Raw genomic sequence first — 19,572 nt, forward strand, 5'->3', positions numbered from 1 at the left:
CGATAGGGCATTACTTTACGAAAATAGGGTATTCTAGAGAGACTACGCCCTTTCACCGGGGCGTCTTTGACACACCGATTACCAGCCACACCGCACGGGAACTCTTCCGCCGCGCCCTCACCAGGCGCATTCTTCCCGTACGGATCGAAAGTGAGACCTATATGGATCTGATTGCAGTCGACATTGACGGTACCCTTGCCAGCAACCGAGATCAGATGGACAAGTACCTGACCGGTTTCTTCGCAAGCAACCGCCGATTCTTCAAGGCCATCCGCAACGCCACGGTCAATGTTGAAATTGCCGACCGTGTTCGCGAAATCGCGGCAGACACCGGCGCAGAGGTCGTAGTAATTACCGGCCGCGATGGCACCTACATGAAGGAATTGAACCAGTTCATCGCCCGCGCAGGTCTGGAACCCAAGCACGTGTTCGCTAAGCCCGGCAACGACGGCTCCAACAGCCCCGCATGGAAGGACTCCGTCATTGAGTCCCTGATTGCTGACGGCAACCGCATTATCCACGCTTTTGAAGACACCGACCACGAGGTGTACCTGCGCCGCGGCATTCCCGTCACCTGGGTCGCCCCGATTCGCGACTACATTGGCGAATGGCACTACGAGTCGATCGACATTGACCCGGTCGCCTGGGCTGCCGAGCAGCGTGAGAAGGAAGCCGCTCGTGAGCGTCAGAAGCGTCGCCTTGCGGAGGGCGTGCTCGCACACCAGAAGGCCGAGGCGAAGGAACGCCAGGCAAACGTCGCGGCATAAAACCCGCACACCAACTTGAGAGCTGCGGTGGGTAACCCACTCAAACGAATGAGGCGCCGGAAGGATTCAATCCTCCCGGCGCCTCATTCTAATGCTATATGCGTTGATCGAAGCTGATGTACTCGGCTGATTACACAGTTAGTTTACGCGGTGCCGAGCAGTTCACGCAGACGAGTCGCAAAGGGGCCCGCCAGCTTATGGTGCGCCTTCTCCTTCAGATGCACGCCATCAGCCATGTCACCCTCAGCCAGGTAGAGGCTCTGCCAGCCCGAGGTGTCCATGAACAGCACGCCGGTCTCGCGGGCACCCTGCCTTGCCACCTCGTTTGCCACGTGACGCTTATGCGCCACCTGCTTATCCGGTGCAGACGCCTCATCCATAGACACCACACCACCGAACACAATCTTCGACGACGGGTACATACGTCGCAGCTGCTCAATGACCTGAGTCTGGTGAGCGTTCACGTGCTCGCGCGCCTTCGTCTCATCCTCGTGAATGTAAATGTCATTGCCGGAGGCGTCCAGGTAAATCACGCCGGGGTTACCGCTCGGCAGAGCCCAACGGCCACCCATCACACCCTGATAGTAGGAGGGGCACACACCCTCGCGGGCGGTCACAAAACCGATGCCGCCGCAACGGAACAGGTACGGGACGAAACCTGCCTGCTTCAGACCCAAACCAACCCAGGAGGTTGCGGTCACCTGCGAGTCACCAATCACTAGGGCGTCCTTAGGGCCAAGAACATTGGTGTTACGCGGCAGACCGTTCGCCTTATCCCAGTAGAGTTCAGCCTTCTCAAACTTGGTGTACAGAACGCCCTTCTTGGATCGCCAGCTCACCGGCAGACCCTCCCAACCGGCAAAGTCGCTGTACCCGCGCTGCTTCCACCAGTGCTCGTAGACGCCGGATTCCACCGCAACCGGACCGTACTTGGGGGTGTACATGACCACGCCACCCTTGAACTGCTGAACCAGCATGTCGGCGGCATCAGCGGAGGTGGAGAACGGCGCCTGAATCTCACCGGTTGCCTGTGCGCCCTCCTTGCCGAAGGCGTTCTGCGCGGTGCGTTCCATCTTCTGAGCCGGGGTGGTCGGTTCCGGAGTCGGCTCGGGGGAGGGGGACTCGCTGGGGCTTTCCTGGGCCGACTGGGTAGGCTCGGCGCCCGTAGCAGCGGTAGCGGCGGTGCTACCGGGTGCGGTGAAGCCTCCTGCGGAGTACATGCCAAAGGAACCGGCGGCAACCACAGCAAGGATTGTGCCGGTCAGAGAAACTTTCGCGATAGGAGACTTGATAGAAGGCATGCACAACAGTATACGATAGGCGCAACCCCAAGTAGAGAGCTTTTGAGGGATATTCAAATGAAAATAACAAAAAATATGCACCGCAGTGACAAGAATTAGACTCGGTGCGCAAACCGGTGTGCAACTTGGGGCACAACTCAAAATAGAACCGGCATAAACCCCCATATAGAAACGTCCCCTCCCACCCCGAATCGGGGTAGAAGGGGACGAATAAAAACCTATGAGCAAAAACCCATGAGAGCAGGTGGCGAACCCGCCTCAGCTCACAAGCATTGTTAAATGTCAGCCGCCTGAACCTTCAGCGCACGAGCCACGCCGTCGCGTGCCTCCGCAATCTGACGGTACAGAGCCGCAGCATCCTCAGGCAGAGATGCCAGGTACGCCTCGGTACGCTCCAGCAGCTCAGCGGTCGGCTCGCTCGGGTACATGCCACCAATAATCTGCATGGAAATCTCGTGCGAACGCGAACGCCAAATACCCTCAATCTGCTCGAAGTACGGCTCATCGTACTGGGCAATCAGCTCGGGCTTGCCGGACTTGAAACCGGAAATAGCGTAACGCTGAATCATGTTCGACAGCTCGCCGGTCACCATGATCTTGTTCCAGTACTCAGCCTTAGCCTCCGCGGTCGGAATCGACGCGTATGCCTGAGCGGCGTACTGCTGACCGTTTGCGGTGTTGTCGTTCTCCAGCTCCGCAGCAATCTGCTCGGCGGAGAAACGGCCACCGGTAGCCAGGCGGCACACCAGGTTCCAACGCAGGTCAGCGTCAATGTCCAGTCCCTCAAGGGTCAGCTCACCCTCGAAGAGGCGCTGCACGTTGTCGTACTGCTCCTCGGTGCGGGTCTGGTTGATGAACGCCTGCAGCAGCTGCAGCTGAGCATCCGAGTCGGGCTCTGCAACGCATGCCAGCTCCCACAGACGGTCAGCGGCACGGTGGCGGGTCTCCTCGCGAGCTTCAGGAGCTACGAAGGAGTGCAGAGTAGCGGACAGGTTGTTGATCTGGGTGCGCAGAGCGGTGGAGTTGGTCTCCTTACCGATGTTGTTCAGCACCAGGTCAACGTACTTACGTGCCGGCATCTGAGCGTCACGCACAGTATCCCAGAGCGAACCCCAGACCACGCCGCGAGCCACGGACGAATCAATGTCGCCCAGGTGCTTGATAGCGGTCTCGATGGAACGCTCATCCAGGCGAATCTTAGCGTACGCCAGGTCCTCATCGTTCAGCAGCAGCAGGTCGGGGCGCTTCTTGCCGATAGCCTCCTCAACCACGGTCAGCTCGCCGTCAATGTCCAGCTCGATGCGGTCGGTGCGGGTCAGCTTACCGTCCACCAGGTTGTAGAAACCAATTACCGCACGGTGCGGGCGCAGAGTCTCGAAGCCCTCAGCGTAGGACTGGCGGATACCCAGGTTCGAAATGTTGCCAGCCTCGTCGTTCTCAATCTCAACGGCGAGAGTGTTCACACCAGCGGTCTCAAGCCACTTAGCGCTCCACGCACGCACGTCACGGCCGGAGGTGCGCTCCAGCTCAACCAGCAGGTCGTCAAGAACGGTGTTGCCCCAGCTGTGCTTATCGAAGTACACCTTCAGAGCAGCCATGAAGTTCTCCTGGCCAACCCACGCCACCATCTGACGCAGCACCGAAGCGCCCTTCGCGTACGTAATGCCGTCGAAGTTCACCTGAACATCGGCAAGGTCACGGATCTCAGCCACAATCGGGTGAGTCGAAGACAGCTGATCCTGACGGTACGCCCAGGTCTTCTCCGACGCGGCGAAGGTGGCCCACGCCTCCTTCGCGTAGCGGGTGTTCTCCGCAGCAGCCAGGGTCGACATGAACTCAGCGAAGGACTCGTTCAGCCACAGGTCGTTCCACCACTTCATGGTGACCAGGTCACCGAACCACATGTGAGCCAGCTCGTGCAGAACGGTGATAGCGCGGCGCTCACGCAGAGCCTCCGCAACCTTGGAGCGGAAGACGTAAGTCTCCAGGTAGGTTACGCAGCCAGCGTTCTCCATCGCACCGGCGTTGAACTCGGGCACGAACAGCTGATCGTACTTCTCGAACGGGTACGGGGTCTTGAACTGCTCCTCGTAGAACTCGAAGCCCTGACGGGTCAGCTCAAACATGTCCTCAGCATCCACAAACGGCATGAGGGACTTACGAGCGTACACGCCCAGCGGAATCACTCGACCTTCAGAGTTAGTCAGCTCGCTGGTGACCTTCTCGTAGGGGCCAGCCACAATCGCGGTAATGTACGAAGACATGCGCGGGGTCGGCTTGAAGAACCAGGTCTTCGCACGGCCGCAACCGCACTCCTTCTCCTCAACCTTCACCTCGGGCTGGTTAGACACAACCACCCAGTGCGAGGGAACGCGCACAATAAACTCGAATTCAGCCTTCAGGTCGGGCTGCTCAAAGACGGGGAACACGCGGCGGGAGTCCGGCACTTCAAACTGGGAGTACAGGTACACTTCGCCGTCGGCGGGGTCCACGAAACGGTGCAGACCCTCACCGGTGTTGGTGTAGAACATCTCTGCGTCAATGACCAGGGTGTTCTCAGCAGCAAGGTTCGGCAGCTGGATGCGCTCGCCGTCCGCCAGGTCGGTGCTCAGCTCTTCGCCGTTGAGGTTAATGGACTTGACCGAGGAGGTGATGGCGTCAATGAAGGTGGAGGCACCTTCCTGAGCGTCGAAGCGAATTTCAACCTTCGAGGAGAAGACGTCTTTGTCCTTCGGAAGGTCGAGTTCAATACGGTACGAGTGCACGCGCTTAATAATGGATGCGCGTTCGATTGCCTCATTGCGGGTTAGGTTCAGGCCGGGCATACAGCTCCCTCTCCTTAGATGTGAATAGCGTGCCGTGTTGACACGCCCTGTCATGGTGCGCTGGTTCCCGAGGTGCGCGGCTCCTGCGACGCTGCATACGTAGCGCTGGAGGCCTTCAAGCTTGGGCGCGGCGAATCGGGACACCAAAAAGTGCCATATCCCACAGTCTACCGTATAGGTGGGGGTATAGAAGGCTTCGCATTACCCGAACCCGCGCGAATTCGATACAGTTAAGACAGAAAAAACCCAAACGGGGAAGCGTATCCCACCTGATGGATGCGCGGCGCACTCTAGCAACGGCGCTCAGAACTGAGACCCGGCGCCTCCCACGAACGCACAAACGCACGTCACACCAAATCACCAGGAGAGTACCTTGCGCGTACACATCGCAACCGACCACGCTGGCCTCGAGCTGAGCCACTACCTGATTGAGTCCCTCACCGCTGCGGGCTACGAAATGATTGACCACGGCCCCGCCGACTACGACCCGCTGGACGACTACCCCTCGTTCTGCATTAATGCAGCCCTTGGTGTGAAGCGTGACCGCGAGGCTGGCCTGGACTCCCTGGGTATTGTGCTGGGCGGTAGCGGTAACGGCGAGCAGATGGCGGCGAACAAGGTTGATGGTATCCGCGCAGCTCTGGCATGGAACCACGACACCGCGGCACTGGCTCGCGAGCACAACAACGCACAGGTTGTAGCTGTGGGCGGCCGCCAGCACAGCAAGGAAGAAGCACTGGAAATCATCAAGGTCTTCCTGGCTACCCCCTGGACCAACGAGGAGCGTCACGCACGCCGTATCGGCCAGCTGGCTGAGTACGAGCAGACCGGCGACATTGCCGGCAAGCAGATTGACGCTGCCTAAGCTCTAAAATCTGAGGCGCATAGTGCAGGCTATGCGCCTCAGTCGTCTCTGCGCCCCATATAATCCGCACTATTTCTAGCCGCGCTATTTCCAGCCCACAAGTTTTCGAGGAGAACCCGTGCCCGAAGGCCACTCCATCCACCGTATCGCCCGCCAAATCAGCGACGTCTTCACCGGCGAGCGCGTGCAGGTTTCCTCCCCGCAGGGCCGCTACACTGAGGGTGCCGCCCTGCTGGACGGTCACACCATCACCGGGGCATACGCGCACGGTAAGCACCTGTTCGTGACCTTCGAAAACGACCTGACCCTGAACGTGCACCTGGGTATTTACGGTAACTGGAGCTTCGGCGGGGACGAGACGTTCACGGGTGCTTCGAGCATTGGCGCGCCCCGCAAGATTGGTGAGAAGGAATATGCGGCGGGGGAGGAGCAGCCCTACGCCGGTCCTCCCGAACCGAAGAGTACGGTGCGTTGCCGTATTGTTTCGGAGCACGGCTGGGCGGATCTGGTGGGCCCGACTATCTGCCGCACCCTCACCCCGGAGGAGGTGCGCACCGTCCGCTCCAAGCTCGGCCCCGACCCGCTCAACCCGGACGCCGACCCCGAACAGTTCTACCGCGCGGCACGCAAGAGCTCCCGCCCGATTGGTGTGATTTTGATGGACCAGGCGGCAATCTCCGGCGTGGGCAATATCTTCCGCGCCGAGTCGCTGTACCGCCAGGAAATTGACCCGCTACGCCCCGGCAAGAGCCTCAGTGACGAGGAACTGGAGCGACTCTGGGAAGACAATAAACACCTGCTGGTCATTGGCGTGCGCGTGGGGCGCATTATCACCACCGAACCCGAAGACCGCCCCGGCGTACCCGAAACCGAAGCGTGGCCCGACCATGCCAACTACGTGTACATGCACCACGGCGAGCCCTGCCGCCGCTGCGGAACCACCATCCGCATGGAAGAAATTGCCGGCCGTAAACTCTACTGGTGCCCCGGCTGCCAGGTCTGAAAACAGGTCTAAAAACTACTCAAATATTTGACAGCCCAGATGGAACCTCGCTACTATAGTCAAGTTCCATTCCGGGGATGTAGCTTAATGGTAAAGCCTCAGTCTTCCAAACTGATTACGCGGGTTCGATTCCCGTCATCCCCTCGAGATTTAGGGTCTCGACGCTTTCGCGTCGAGGCCCTTTCTTTTTCCCTCGAGGGGATGACGGGAATCCCTTCCGCATGCGGATTTGTTTCCTCGCGCGCTCGGAATCCGCATGCTCCAGCTCGTCATCCCCTCCACCTCGCATCCACACAAAACACCCTACAAAACCAAGGGAGATAGGGGAGTACGCGCTCAGTGGAAATAAACCGCGCACGAGCCGCTGTGTTGGGCATTTAGCGGGAAAACAGGTAAACTAGGGCACTGACTGTGTTAAACACGCAAGTGCGCAACACGGTCGGTTTCACGGGGCGTGGCGTAGCTTGGCTAACGCGCCTGCTTTGGGAGCAGGAGATCGCAGGTTCGAATCCTGTCGCCCCGACGTGAAACGGTTGCCGCGACGCTACAGGGTCGTGGCGCTCTTTCCACTAAGCAACCGCGGCACACACGATTCGTGCCGCACCGAAACTATATGAGGAGATCACGGACGTGAAGACCGCCGTCGAGAAGCTCAACCCGACCCTCGCAAAGATTGAGGTCGAGGTTCCCTTCGCAGAATTCAAGCCCTACCTGGACCGCACCTACAAGAACCTCTCGGGTCAGATCAGCGTTCCCGGCTTCCGCAAGGGTAAGCTGCCCAAGCAGCTCATCGAGCAGCGTGCGGGCTTCGACTACATCGTCGAGGCATCCCTGAACGACGCTCTGAACGACTACTACGCACAGGCACTGGGCGAGAACGAACTCTCCCCCCTGGCACAGCCCGAGCTGGACGTTCAGTCCCAGCCCTCCACCGAGAACCGTGAGGCAGACGTCAAGCTGACCATCACCGTCACCGTCCGCCCCGAAATCGAGCTGCCCAACTACGAGGGTCTCGAGGTTGAGGTTGACGAGGTAGAGGTCACCGCTGAGGACGAGGTTCAGGCACTGGACGCTCTGCGTGAGCGCTTCGGCACCCTGAAGACCGTTGAGCGCCCCGCAGCTGACAAGGACTTCGTGACCATCGACATCGCCGCAGAAATCGACGGCGAGCAGGTAGACGCAGCAAACGACCTGTCCTACCAGATCGGTTCCGGCACCATGCTCGACGGCATTGACGAGGCTCTGACCGGCCTGTCTGCTGGCGAGGACGCAACCTTCGAGACCAAGCTCTCCGGCGGCGAGCACGCAGGCGAGCAGGCAGTCATCAAGGTCAAGCTTTCCGCAGTTAAGGAGCGTGAGCTGCCCGCAGCTGACGACGAGTTCGCACAGCTGGCTTCCGAGTTCGACACCATCGACGAGCTGAAGGAAGACATCAAGAAGCAGGTTGCAGAAGCTAAGGTTGCCGAGCAGGGTACCCAGGCACGCGACAAGGTCCTCGCAAAGCTCGTTGAGCTCGTCGAGATTCCCGTCCCCGAGAAGGTTATCGAGGACCAGCTCGAGCAGCACTTCAACAACCCCAACGCTGAAGCAGGCCACGATACCGAGGAGCACCGCGCCGAGGTTCGCGAGAACACCGAGACCGCGTTCAAGAACGAGATGGTTCTCGACGCTGTTGCGGACAAGGAAGAAGTGACCGTTGACCAGGCTGAGATGATCAACTACATCATCACCATGAGCTCCCAGTACGGCATGGACCCCAACCAGTTCGCACAGATGCTGGACGGCTCCGGCCAGGCTGGCGCACTGGTCGGCGAGGTTCGCCGCTCCAAGGCTCTGGCAGCAGTGCTGAAGACCGCAGTGGTCAAGGACACCAAGGGCAACGTTGTTGACCTGTCCAAGTACCTGGGCGAGGGCGAAGAGGCAGCTGCCTAAATCCCCGCCACGGTCTGCAAAAAGCCACCCCGCTAGAGGGCGTGAGCTGATTGCTTGAAACGTGTAGCCTCAGCGGGCATCCACCGAATTACCGGTTGGGTGCCCGCTGAGGCTCTTTTCACCCCAAACTATTCCGCCCTCAAGTTATTCCGTACCGAGGTTTTCGCCTCTGCTTCACCCCCTGGCGAACGAACAACCCGAAGGGAAGCGGGGGAGAGCAACTATCGGTAAGGTAGTAGCAACGAAACTTTTCGCGTGCGCTCCGGCGCGTAAATCGCGCAAAGATGCAGCGAAGACCCATTAGAGAAGAAGAGGAAGAATGTCCAGCTACATGCCTCTGCCCATCGGCGCCTCCCAGGCAGCCGGCGTGGCGCCCGCGCCGTCTATGGCAACCCCCATCGTTGGTGCCCAGGAAGATTACGTCTACAACAGCCTCCTGAAGGAGCGCATTATCTGGCTCGGTTCCGAGGTGCGCGACTCCAACGCCAACCTCATCTGCTCCCAGATGCTGCTGCTCTCGGCTGAAGACCCCGAGGCAGACATCTACCTGTACATCAACTCTCCCGGCGGCTCCGTCACCGCCGGCATGGCTATCTACGACACCATGCAGCTCATCCCGAACGACGTGGTGACCGTGGTGACCGGTATGGCAGCATCCATGGGTCAGTTCCTGCTCACCGCAGGCACCATCGGCAAGCGCTACGCAACCCCGAACGCCCGCATCCTCATGCACCAGCCCCTCGGCGGTATTGGCGGTACCGCATCGGATATCCGCACTCAGGCTGAGCTGATTCTGGACATGAAGAAGCGCCTGGCAGAGATTACCGCTGAGCGCACCGGCAAGAGCCTCGAGACCATCCTGAAGGATAACGACCGCGACAACTGGTTCAACGCGGAAGAAGGCCTGGAATACGGCTTCTTCGACCACATTGCCACCACCGCCGGTAAGCTGCCCGAATCGAAGAACGCATAAGGGAGATGCACATGAACTACCTGCCGAACGATATCACCACCTCGGCGCCGGCTATGCCGAGCAACCGCTACGTGCTCCCCAGCTTCGAGGAGCGCACCCCCTACGGTTACAAGCGTCAGGACCCGTACGCAAAGCTGTTCGAGGACCGCATCATCTTCCTGGGCACCCAGGTGGACGACGCATCCGCTGACGACATCATGGCTCAGCTGCTGGTGCTGGAGGCACAGGACCCCGAGCGTGACATCACCCTGTACATCAACTCGCCCGGCGGCTCCTTCACCGCAATGACCGCTATCTACGACACCATGCAGTTCATCCGCCCCGAGATCCAGACCGTGTGCCTGGGTCAGGCGGCATCCGCTGCGGCGGTTCTGCTGGCTGCCGGTACCCCCGGCAAGCGTCTGGCACTGCCGAACGCTCGCGTGCTGATTCACCAGCCCGCTCTGAGCGGCCAGCAGGGCGGTCAGGCATCTGACATTGAGATTCACGCGAACGAGGTTATGCGTATGCGTGAGTGGACTGCACAGACCCTGGCGCTGCACTCGGGCAAGACCTACGAGGAAGTTGACCGCTCCATTGAGCGTGACAACATTCTGACTGCGGCTGCTGCTCTGGAGTACGGCCTGGTCGATAAGGTGCTGGAGTCTCGTAAGTTGCGTAAGCCTGCGACCAACACCGCTATTTCCCACACCTAAACTTTAGTTTTGAGGAATATCCCCGAGTATTTTTCGGGGGAGGGGCGGCATTGCCCCGTGTGCGAGCCTTCGGGCTGGTGCGCGGTGCGGTGCCGCTTCTTTTTGTGCACCGTGGGTGTATTTGGTGGGTCTCCGTGTGGTGCTTCAGTAGGTGACTCTGACCTGCACTTTACCCTTGTGAATCACCGTCATATCGGGGTGTGGAAGTTCCTGCCGCCGTCATAAAAGACGCGCTTTGTCATATGCCCGGTAAGTCCGTTCATTTGCGGTGCGTAATTCTTGGTTCCGGGGTGAACTCCGGTAGCCTTAGAAAAGGAGAAAATTCGAGTATTTCATACCGTTTTCTCACTCAAACTAGGGCGCCCACCACCCGCCGGTGCTCCTCCTGAGAAATCACCGCAGACATCAGGTCACTGACCCTTCTGCGCCGATTTCACCACGCCGATCGAAAGGGAATTTTCGTGGCCACAGACGTCATTGTGCCTCCCGAACAGCCCAACGCCAGCATGCGATGCTCCTTCTGCAAGAAGACTCGCGCGCAGGTTTTTAAGATTGTGCTCGGCCCGAATGTTTCTATCTGCGACGAATGCGTGGAGCTGTGCGAAGAGATCCTCGCTGAAGAGCGTCTGAAGGTGAAGGCCCCCGCCGCTGCGCCCGCGCCTCAGCTGGCTACTCCGCGCGAAATTTACAGCTACCTCAACGACTACGTCATCGGTCAGGACGCGGCGAAGCGCACCCTGGCGGTGGCGGTGTACAACCACTACAAGCGCATCCACGATATTGATAACCCGGTGTTGACCTCCCGCATTCTTTCGGCGACCGCGGGGGAGCAAGTGGAGCTGGGCAAGTCGAATATTCTGATGCTCGGCCCGACCGGCTGCGGTAAAACCTACCTGGCGGCAACCCTGGCGAAGAAGCTGGATGTGCCTTTCGCCCTGGTTGACGCAACCACCCTCACCGAGGCGGGTTACGTGGGTGACGACGTGGAGAACATTCTGTTGCGCCTCATTAACGCCGCTGACGGCGATATTGCCAAGGCTCAGCGCGGCATCATCTACATTGACGAAATCGACAAGATTGCCCGCAAGGGTGGCGAGAACCTCTCCATCACCCGTGACGTGTCCGGTGAGGGCGTGCAGCAGGCGCTGCTGAAGATTATCGAGGGCACCGTGGCGACCGTACCCCCGGAGGGCGGCCGCAAGCACCCGGCGCACGCGAACATTGAGATTGATACCTCGAACATTCTCTTCATCGTGGCTGGTGCCTTCGACAATATTGACGACCGCATTGCAGCCCGCGTGGGTGCCGGTGGCATCGGTTTCGGTGCCGAGCTGGGCGGTTCCGTAAAGAACCCGCTGGATCAGATCATGCCCGAGGACCTGGCGCATTACGGCATTATCCCCGAGCTGATTGGTCGCCTGCCGGTCATCTCGACCCTGAGCGAGCTCAACGAAGAAGAGCTGGCTCGCGTGCTGACCGAACCGAAGAACGCGCTGCTCAAGCAGTACCGTCACCTCTTCGCCCTGGACGGCGTGGAACTCATCATCGACGACGCAGCAGTCGCGGCTATTGCGCGCCTCGCCGCCGAACGTGGTACCGGTGCCCGCGGCCTGCGCTCCATGATGGAGCAGATTCTGCAGCCGATTATGTTCGACATCCCGGACCGCACCGACGTGGTGTCTATCGTCATCGGTGAGGACACCGTGCTCAACGGGGCAGAACCCCGCTACGTGCTGCAGGCACCGGACCCCGAGACCACCCGCACCGTGAAGGGGGAGGCGAAGACCGCCTCCCTGAAGGCCGCGAAGGCCGGGCGCAAGGTGGCCTAATCGAATACTTCCGGCCGAAGAGGCCAGGGAATAAAGAAGCCGTCGCCCCGGTTATACGGGGTGACGGCTCACTAGCAGGTGCCGCGCTCAGAAACCGCGGGCTTGGCTGGTGCAGATATTAAAGGTGAACACAGGGTGCCGGGCTGCACGGGCGGTACGCGCATCCGTACAAGAGAGGAACACCCATGGCTGAGAACGCCCCCGCACAGGTTGATTTCTGGTTCGATCCGATTTGCCCCTGGTGCTGGATTACCTCCCGCTGGATTGGCGAGGTGCAGAAGGTCCGCAATATTGAGGTGACCTGGCGTCCCTTCTCCCTGTCCATGCACAACCAGGGCCGCGACCTGCCCGCCGACTACCAGGCAGCGATGGACCGGTCCTGGGCGCCGACCCGCCTCATTACCGCTGTGCGCGAGCTGCACGGCAACGAGGTCATCAAGCCCCTCTACGACGCTCTGGGCGAGCAGATTCACCACAACGACAACAAGGCAGATTCCTACCGCGACGCAATCGTCAAGGCGCTGGAAGAGGTCAACCTGCCCGCAGAGCTGGCGGATGTGGCCTTCACCGACAAGTACGACGAGCAGATGCGCGCTTCTCTGGACCTCGCCCTGAAGACCGTGGGCGGCACCGATGTGGGTGTTCCGCTGATTTCCATTAACGGCACCGCCTTCTTCGGCCCGGTCATCTCCCCGAGCCCTGCCGGTGAAGAGGCCGGTAAGCTCTTCGACGGCGCCCTGGCGCTGGCTTCCTACCCCGGCTTCTTTGAGCTCAAGCGCCCCCGCACCGTGGGCCCGATTTTCCACGGCGAGGACGGCGAAGCCTAAACACAGCGGGAACTGAGGCTCGAAACGCCGGGGACTGAAGCCCCAAGACTCGAAAACCCCGAGCTCGGCAGAGCCCCTCGGCGATAGAGCCTCAACAGAGCATAAAAGTACCGCCCGGTCACACTGACCGGGCGGTAATTTCTGTCTAACGGTGCCGAATTGCCGGATGCGGGTCAGACTTGGCGGCTTCGGTTTTCAGAAACCGTCTTTCGTGCTTTCTGCGCCTTGCGCTGAGCCCTGCGCTCCAGAACCTTCGGGTGCGTCGCGCGCTGCACAATCTTCGTGTCGCGCATGTGGAAGGTGCGGGTCGCGGTGTACTGGACCGCCTCGTCCGAGGTGAACGCCAACATTGCGAACACCGCAACGCCCAGCTGGAAGAAAATCGTGGACAGCGGCAGGGAGTGGTGTCCCCACAGCACGCCGCCGGTAATCGCCATGAAGTTTAGCGCCGTCAGTAGCAGGGCCAGACGGCGAGCCTTGGAGGAGCCGCGCAGCGTGCTCCACAGCAGGAAGAGGTGGGCCGCAGAATAGACGGCTACGAAGCCCACCAACACCGCGCTGGTGATGGTCAGCAGCACGTCGCTATCCACCTGATCGAATAGGCTCAGCAAATCAAGATCGTCGCCGGATCCTTCCTCCAGCAGCTTGGCTCGCAGAGCCGGGCGGCTGAGCGCCAGAATGACGCTGTTGACAATATCGGCGAGGGTCACGGCGATGAGCATACCCGAACCAACCAGCAGACTCAGCGGCATGCGGTACGCCAGGTCGTGCGCGCTGGAGAGGTGAATTTCTTCCTGCTCCTGCGGCTCCAGGCCCTCATTGTTCAGCACGATGACCGGGAGCGCGCCGTCCGTGCGGATCGCGTCACCGCCGCCGTTACGGGCATGGTAGCCGGAGGAAAAATCGTGCAGAATCTCAACGTGAGTTTCCGGGTGGGCGTACTGAATGGACTCCACAATGTAGTCGCGTTCAAAGTCGGTTTCAGCGTCAATGCGGTGCGTGACCTGCAGAGTGAAGAAACTGAAACCCACACCGGAGTCGTACGTGCCCGCCGCCAACCAATCCACCTGGTGACCGCCCGGCAGAAGCCAGCCGTCCGGGGTTTTCCAGAAGCGCACGTGGTGGCGCTTCTCGGGGTTGCCGTCCACTTCCTTCTGGTAGGCGAAAGCCTGCGTCTTACCAAAAATTTTCAGCGGGGAGACGGGCGCCTCCGCGTAGGAACGGCGGGTGATGGTGGAGATAATAATCTTCCACGAGGAGACGAGGGTGACGTCGTCAGCACGGGTCCAGCCTGCATCCTGCATGACCTGGTGAATCTGCTCCTCGGTACCAATCAGGCCGATATTGACCGGGTCGCCGAGCAGGCCGTCCGGGGTGCGGGTGCGCCCAATGAAGTAATCGGGCACGTAGATGCGGGTCATGATGGCGTGAAAACGCGGTAGCGTCAGGTACGCGGTGACCGCCCAGAAGATAAAGGCGATGGGCACGCCCCAAAAAGAGTGGCCGACCGTATTCGCCAGAATCATGAAGGTCAGCACGAGGGCGGCGACGCCGGCGAAGATAAAGAAGAGAGTGTCCCAGAAATCAACCCACAAGCTACGCGGCACGAGGTCTTGCGCCGCACCGCGCGTGTCAATATCGCCACGGTAAACCGGTGGCGAGGTAACTGGGGGAGCAACATCGCTACGTATAGGCCGCAGGACGCGTTTTTGGTGGGACATTCCCGCCCTTTCTGCAACATAGTTAGGGTCTTTGAATATCCATAACTATAGCAAGGGGCAGGTTATGTGAAGTACGCATTCCGGGCAGGGCTTAATCGCTTGGCTCGATAGCCCCGCCGCAGAAAAACGCGGTACAACGCGGAGTGCTGGCGTTGCCGCGCGAAAGAAATAAAGGGTGACCCTACTCGGGGAGGGGCTTAGCCTCCACAGCGGCGCGTGCGGCGGCAATGGAGCTTTCGTGGTGCAGCATGTCGCGGCTTTCACGCATGAGGCGCACCCACTTGCGGGTCAGTTCCTCAAGTTGCTGAGCGGTCAACGAACCGGAGGCGATGCTCGCCTCATCGGTGGCGGCGCTGGTGGAAATGTGCTGATGCCACAGGTCGTACACTTCGTTGGTGTAGCTGTCACGTAGTGCCCGGGCGTGTTCGCGTGCCTGGCTGATGTATTCGTTCAGGCTTGCGTGGTAGTGCTGAAGCTGATCGGGGGAAATGTTTGCTTGCGCTCCTGGCGGTGAGCTCGGGGTTGAGCTCTGCCTCGCCTGGGGTTTGTTCGGTAATCCGGAAGAGGATGAGTATGAATTCATGAGGATATGGGGTGCGCCTACTTTGGCGCGGGTCAGAGTCAGGACGCATCGCTGCGCCTGACGGGTGGTTTATTGTCGTGCGGTTGGTCGGGGTATGTCTTGCTCGTACCGGTGATTTGTCTGTTGCTGAAGTTGAATAGAGGGTTGTTCCTAATGGTAAAACCCTCGCATCAACAATCATACATAAGTGACAGTCAATCTCATAAGGTTGATTATGCTCTTTGCACATTGATGAACAGAAAAAGGGATTGAAAATCCCACATAATCCCTACAGAACAGCAGACTAAAACCCACATTATTGGGGGAGGAGGTTGTGAAGGTGCTAGGGATGGGTACGGGCACCCGCGGGTACCGAATGTGTAAAGCCTCTAGTCAGAGTCGTAAAGGCACCCTGCAAAGCACCGCCCGCAGCCGAGCATCATGCTTTCCGAATATCTTGCCGGCAGAAACCAACGAACCGCAGACACAGAAAACGGGGCGGTACCGTCAATCGGTACCGCCCCGTCCTCAACACCAACTCGGTGTTATGTCACTAAGCAATGAACGTTAGATTCGATTACTCAGCTGCTTCTTCCACAACGAGTACAACGTCGCGAACCTCCAGCTCGCCCTCAGCTGCCACCAGGGACAGCTCACGAGCGTTACCGGCAGCCTTCAGGTCAGCCAAGCCAGCGGCAATGCAATCCAGCTGAGCCTGAGGAGCCGCAATAGTAGCGGACTCAACCTCGGTGCGCTGCTTGACCTTCGCGTCGCTCTTAGCCTTACGCAGACCACCCAGAGCCTCAGCAACATCCGGCAGGATCTGCTTGAGCGACTCAATCTGAGCCGGGTCAGCGTCCGCCAGGACCCACTGAGCAGAAATGCCAGCAGTCGGGTTCTGTGCGGAGTACTCAGCCAGCAGGGTGCCCTCCAGGATGGGCAGTGCCTGCGGCCACTCGGCGCGGTGTACGCTACCTGCACGCCACCAGGACCAAATCTCTTCGGTCACGAACGGCAGGAAGGGAGCGAACAGACGCAGCAGAGCATCCAGGGTGGTTGCCAGTGCGGCAAGAACAGAAGCCTGCTCCTCTTCGCCGCGAGCACCGTACGCACGGTCCTTAATCAGCTCAACGAAGTCGTCGGTGAAGGACCAGAAGAAGCTCTCGCAAATCTGCAGGGCCCGAGCGTACTCGTACTTCTCAAACGCTGCGGTTGCCTCTTCAATCAGGTACGCCAGGCGAGCCAGCAGGGAGCGGTCCAGGGCGTTGATGAGCACGCGGCCCTGAGCCTGAGAAGTAATGACAGACTTCTCGGTAGCGCCCAGGTTCAGCACGAACTTGGATGCGTTCAGCAGCTTGATGGCAAGGCGGCGGCCAATCTTCATCTGGCCTTCGTCGTAGGCGGTGTCAGCACCCAGGCGAGCGGAAGCAGCCCAGTAGCGCACAGCGTCCGAACCGTACTTCTCCAGAACCTCGTTCGGGACCACAACATTGCCCTTGGACTTGGACATCTTCTTGCGGTCCGGGTCGAGAATCCAGCCGGAGAGCGCGGTGTTGTACCACGGCACGGAGGACGCCAGGGTCTCCGCGCGAACAGCGGTGGAGAACAGCCAGGTACGGATAATGTCGTGACCCTGCGGGCGCAGATCCATGGGGAAGGTCTTCGCGTGCAGGTCCGGGTTCACACCCCAGCCGGTCGCAATCTGCGGGGTCAGAGAGGAGGTAGCCCAGGTGTCCAGAACGTCCGGGTCAGCGATGAAGCCGCCCGCTACGCCGCGCTGATCCTCGGTGTAACCGGGAGCAGCCTGAGATGCGGGGTCAACCGGCAGCATCTCTTCGGTGGGCAGAATCGGGTTCTCGTAGTCCGGCTCGCCCTCAGCGTCCAGCGGGTACCAGACGGGGAAGGGAACGCCGAAGAAGCGCTGGCGAGAAATCAGCCAGTCGCCATTCAGACCCTCAACCCAGTTCTCGTAGCGGCTACGCATGAAGGAGGGGTACCAGTTCATCTCACGGCCGCGCTCGATGAGCTTCTCGCGGCGTGCAGCGTCACGGCCACCGTTGCGGATGTACCACTGACGGGAAGCAACGATTTCGAGGGGCTTGTCACCCTTCTCGTAGAACTTCACGGGGTGGGTAATCGGCTTGGGGTCGCCGTCCATTTCGCCAGCCTCAACCAGCATTTCCACGACGGTCTTCTGTGCGGTGAAGACGGTGGTGCCAGCCATACGCTCGTAGCGCTCGCGGCCCTCAGCGGAGGTGATCCACTCGGGGGTTTCGCGGGAGAAACGGCCGTCGCGACCGATGAGGGCGCGGGTGTCCAGCTGCAGTTCACGCCACCAGGTGACGTCGGTGGTGTCACCGAAGGTACAGATCATGGCGATACCGGCACCCTTGTCGGGCTGTGCCAGCGGGTGCGCCTTAATTTCGACCTCAACGCCGAACAGCGGGGAGGTGACGGTGGTGCCGAACAGCGGCTTGTAACGCTCGTCGTCCGGGTGCGCCACGAGAGCCACACAGGAGGGCAACAGCTCGGGGCGGGTGGTCTCAATCCAGACCTTCTCGCCGTTGGGGCGGTGGAAGCTGATGCGGTGGTACGCGCCGGGGCGTTCCTTGTCTTCCAGCTCAGCCTGTGCCACTGCGGTGCGGAAAGTGACGTCCCACATGGTCGGTGCTTCAGCCATGTAGGCGTTGCCTGCTTCCAGGTCCTTCAGGAAGGCGAGCTGGGAGACCTTGCGGGAGTGCGCGTCGATGGTGCGGTAGGTGCGCGACCAGTCAACGGACAGACCCAGGGTGGTGAAGAGGTTTTCGAAGACCTTCTCGTCTTCAACCGCGAGCTCTTCACAGAGTTCAATGAAGTTGTTGCGGGAGATACGCGGCCACTTTGCCTGGCTGCGGTCGGGCTTGGGGGTGCCGTCTGCCTTCCAGGTGATCAGGTCACGGAAGGAGTCGTTGTCTGCCACGGAGGGGTCGCAGAGAACGCCGTAGTAGTTCTGAACGCGGCGTTCGGTGGGCAGGCCGTTGTCATCCCAGCCGAGGGGGTAGAACACGTTCTTGCCGGTCATGCGCTGGTAGCGTGCAATGACGTCGGTCTGGGTGTAGGAGAACATGTGACCCACGTGCAGGGAGCCGGATGCGGTCGGCGGCGGGGTGTCAATGGAGTAGACCTGTTCGCGAGTGGTGTTCTCGTCGAATGCGTAGGTCTTCTCGTCGGCCCAGCGCTGCGAGAGCTTCTCTTCGAGGCCTTCGAGGGCGGGGCGGTCGGGAACGTTAATCTGTACGGGCGAGTCTGAGCCCAAAATGTTTTCAGCCATAACGGCTATTTTCTCATATTCACGGCATTCTCTCAGCTCCAGGGGAATTCTGCGCCGCACCGTGCTGTTCGTACCGCTCGATGGCGGCTTCTAGGCGCGCCAGGAGGTGCCGGTACCGGCTCACAAATTGTGCCCTGCGCACTGCGGCGCGTACCCCGCCGGAGGCGGTGAGATCCTGCCAGCTGGCGGGGTCGAGGTAGCTCTGCCCGAGCAGTAGGTGAACTTCGGAACTGTAGGGGAGTCCGGTGGTGGCACGGATGCTGCGCGCCCGCTGCTGGAGGGTGCGGCGCTGCTCTTTAAGGTCGGTGATGTGCTGGTGCGGTGTTGCTGTCATGTGGAGGCTCCCTATATGAGGAGTAATTGGCGATTCAGTGACAAACTCGGTGGAAACGGTAATGGGGGAGAGACCCCCTAATATTGCTGCCCCTGATTACCTGCAGTGTATGCGCGAAAATCTGCAGTATCAATGCCCACGAATCCTTCTCAGCAGAGCGGGCGCGGCGTAGACTGAAGATACACGACCTTTGAGGAGTTGCCAATGAGTTCTCTGAGTATTTTTGGTTTGGGCACGTCTGAAACCGTTCTGCTGATACTGCACCTGGTGCTGGTTGCGTTGTGCGTCTGGCATTTGACGGTGCGTAGCGGTTACGGTGAGGCGCGTATGCGTTTCGTACTGCCTCTGATTGCGTTCATGCCCGGTGCCGCGATTCTTTATCTGATGTCGGCGCGTGAAGGCACGGTCCCTCCGGACACCATCAAGACCGGTAGTAGCTCGCCCGTGTATTTTGAGCACCGCCTCGGGTTCCGTGACGGCGGCAGGAGTCGTTGGGGTTTGCCTCGTCGCCGCAAGTAGTAGGTGTGACAGCGCCTGTACCGTTCGTCCTGAATGGTGGCATTGTCGGCATCTATCTCACTATCGAAAATTTCAAAATATATGCCCGCGAGTCTGCTCGAACAGAGCA

General features: G+C 60.0%; 15 protein-coding genes and 2 tRNA genes. 11 read left to right on the forward strand and 6 right to left on the reverse strand.

The window, feature by feature from the left end; genetic code table 11:
• Window positions 1–161 precede the first annotated feature (161 nt).
• Entirely contained in the window at window positions 162–767 is a 606-nt protein-coding gene (locus tag HMPREF2894_RS00290) for a phosphatase domain-containing protein (protein ID WP_005508133.1), read from the forward strand.
• A gap of 143 nt (window positions 768–910) precedes the next feature.
• Here HMPREF2894_RS00290 and HMPREF2894_RS00295 read toward each other — a convergent pair whose 3' ends face one another.
• The gene (locus HMPREF2894_RS00295) at window positions 911–2,068 is read right to left on the reverse strand and encodes an SGNH/GDSL hydrolase family protein (protein ID WP_049358465.1); all 1,158 of its coding nucleotides are present in this window, start codon (window positions 2,066–2,068) and stop codon (window positions 911–913) included.
• A gap of 275 nt (window positions 2,069–2,343) precedes the next feature.
• Window positions 2,344–4,893 carry an aminopeptidase N gene (gene pepN / locus HMPREF2894_RS00300; protein WP_049352419.1) on the reverse strand — a complete coding sequence of 850 codons (2,550 nt, stop codon included), beginning with the start codon at window positions 4,891–4,893 and terminating at the stop codon, window positions 2,344–2,346.
• Between the two features lie 373 nt (window positions 4,894–5,266).
• On the opposite strand from pepN, the gene HMPREF2894_RS00305 reads away from it, so the two are divergent.
• The 9 genes from HMPREF2894_RS00305 (at window position 5,267) to HMPREF2894_RS00345 (ending at window position 13,017) form a co-directional block, all read left to right on the forward strand.
• On the forward strand, window positions 5,267–5,758 hold the full coding sequence (locus HMPREF2894_RS00305; protein ID WP_005505713.1) for a ribose-5-phosphate isomerase: 492 nt from the start codon (window positions 5,267–5,269) through the stop codon (window positions 5,756–5,758).
• Window positions 5,759–5,876: 118 nt separating this feature from the next.
• A complete protein-coding gene (locus HMPREF2894_RS00310; protein ID WP_012903379.1) occupies window positions 5,877–6,761 on the forward strand; it encodes an Fpg/Nei family DNA glycosylase in 885 nt (294 codons plus the stop codon).
• Window positions 6,762–6,834: 73 nt separating this feature from the next.
• A tRNA-Gly gene (locus HMPREF2894_RS00315) sits at window positions 6,835–6,905 on the forward strand.
• Window positions 6,906–7,209: 304 nt separating this feature from the next.
• Window positions 7,210–7,284: transfer RNA gene (locus HMPREF2894_RS00320), tRNA-Pro, on the forward strand.
• 107 nt (window positions 7,285–7,391) lie between these two features.
• Entirely contained in the window at window positions 7,392–8,693 is a 1,302-nt protein-coding gene (gene tig / locus HMPREF2894_RS00325; RefSeq protein ID WP_070677295.1) for a trigger factor, read from the forward strand.
• 319 nt (window positions 8,694–9,012) lie between these two features.
• A complete protein-coding gene (locus HMPREF2894_RS00330; protein ID WP_005505718.1) occupies window positions 9,013–9,666 on the forward strand; it encodes an ATP-dependent Clp protease proteolytic subunit in 654 nt (217 codons plus the stop codon).
• 5 nt (window positions 9,667–9,671) lie between these two features.
• Window positions 9,672–10,361, forward strand: a complete 690-nt coding sequence (locus tag HMPREF2894_RS00335; RefSeq protein ID WP_012903382.1) for an ATP-dependent Clp protease proteolytic subunit — start codon at window positions 9,672–9,674, stop codon at window positions 10,359–10,361.
• Between the two features lie 461 nt (window positions 10,362–10,822).
• On the forward strand, window positions 10,823–12,190 hold the full coding sequence (clpX, locus tag HMPREF2894_RS00340; protein ID WP_065425265.1) for an ATP-dependent Clp protease ATP-binding subunit ClpX: 1,368 nt from the start codon (window positions 10,823–10,825) through the stop codon (window positions 12,188–12,190).
• A 185-nt stretch (window positions 12,191–12,375) separates the two neighbouring features.
• Window positions 12,376–13,017: a DsbA family oxidoreductase gene (locus HMPREF2894_RS00345; protein ID WP_049345615.1), complete on the forward strand. Its 642-nt coding sequence runs from the start codon at window positions 12,376–12,378 to the stop codon at window positions 13,015–13,017.
• A gap of 173 nt (window positions 13,018–13,190) precedes the next feature.
• Here HMPREF2894_RS00345 and HMPREF2894_RS00350 read toward each other — a convergent pair whose 3' ends face one another.
• The 4 genes from HMPREF2894_RS00350 to HMPREF2894_RS00365 form a co-directional block, all read right to left on the reverse strand.
• Window positions 13,191–14,738, reverse strand: coding sequence for an LssY C-terminal domain-containing protein (locus HMPREF2894_RS00350; protein WP_070677298.1), 1,548 nt, complete (start codon window positions 14,736–14,738; stop codon window positions 13,191–13,193).
• A gap of 181 nt (window positions 14,739–14,919) precedes the next feature.
• Window positions 14,920–15,321, reverse strand: a complete 402-nt coding sequence (locus HMPREF2894_RS08980) for a hypothetical protein (RefSeq protein WP_141754513.1) — start codon at window positions 15,319–15,321, stop codon at window positions 14,920–14,922.
• A gap of 556 nt (window positions 15,322–15,877) precedes the next feature.
• Window positions 15,878–18,610 (reverse strand): valine--tRNA ligase, encoded by a 2,733-nt coding sequence (gene valS, locus HMPREF2894_RS00360; protein ID WP_070677301.1) that lies wholly within the window; start codon window positions 18,608–18,610, stop codon window positions 15,878–15,880.
• Window positions 18,611–18,629: 19 nt separating this feature from the next.
• Window positions 18,630–18,944 (reverse strand): hypothetical protein, encoded by a 315-nt coding sequence (locus HMPREF2894_RS00365; RefSeq protein WP_070506110.1) that lies wholly within the window; start codon window positions 18,942–18,944, stop codon window positions 18,630–18,632.
• Window positions 18,945–19,148: 204 nt separating this feature from the next.
• Between HMPREF2894_RS00365 and HMPREF2894_RS00370 the strand changes: the two genes are divergently transcribed.
• A complete protein-coding gene (locus HMPREF2894_RS00370) occupies window positions 19,149–19,463 on the forward strand; it encodes a hypothetical protein (protein ID WP_044150362.1) in 315 nt (104 codons plus the stop codon).
• Window positions 19,464–19,572: the final 109 nt, after the last annotated feature.

Origin of the sequence: Rothia sp. HMSC066G02 (genome assembly GCF_001813145.1) — a bacterium.
GTDB lineage: Bacteria > Actinomycetota > Actinomycetes > Actinomycetales > Micrococcaceae > Rothia.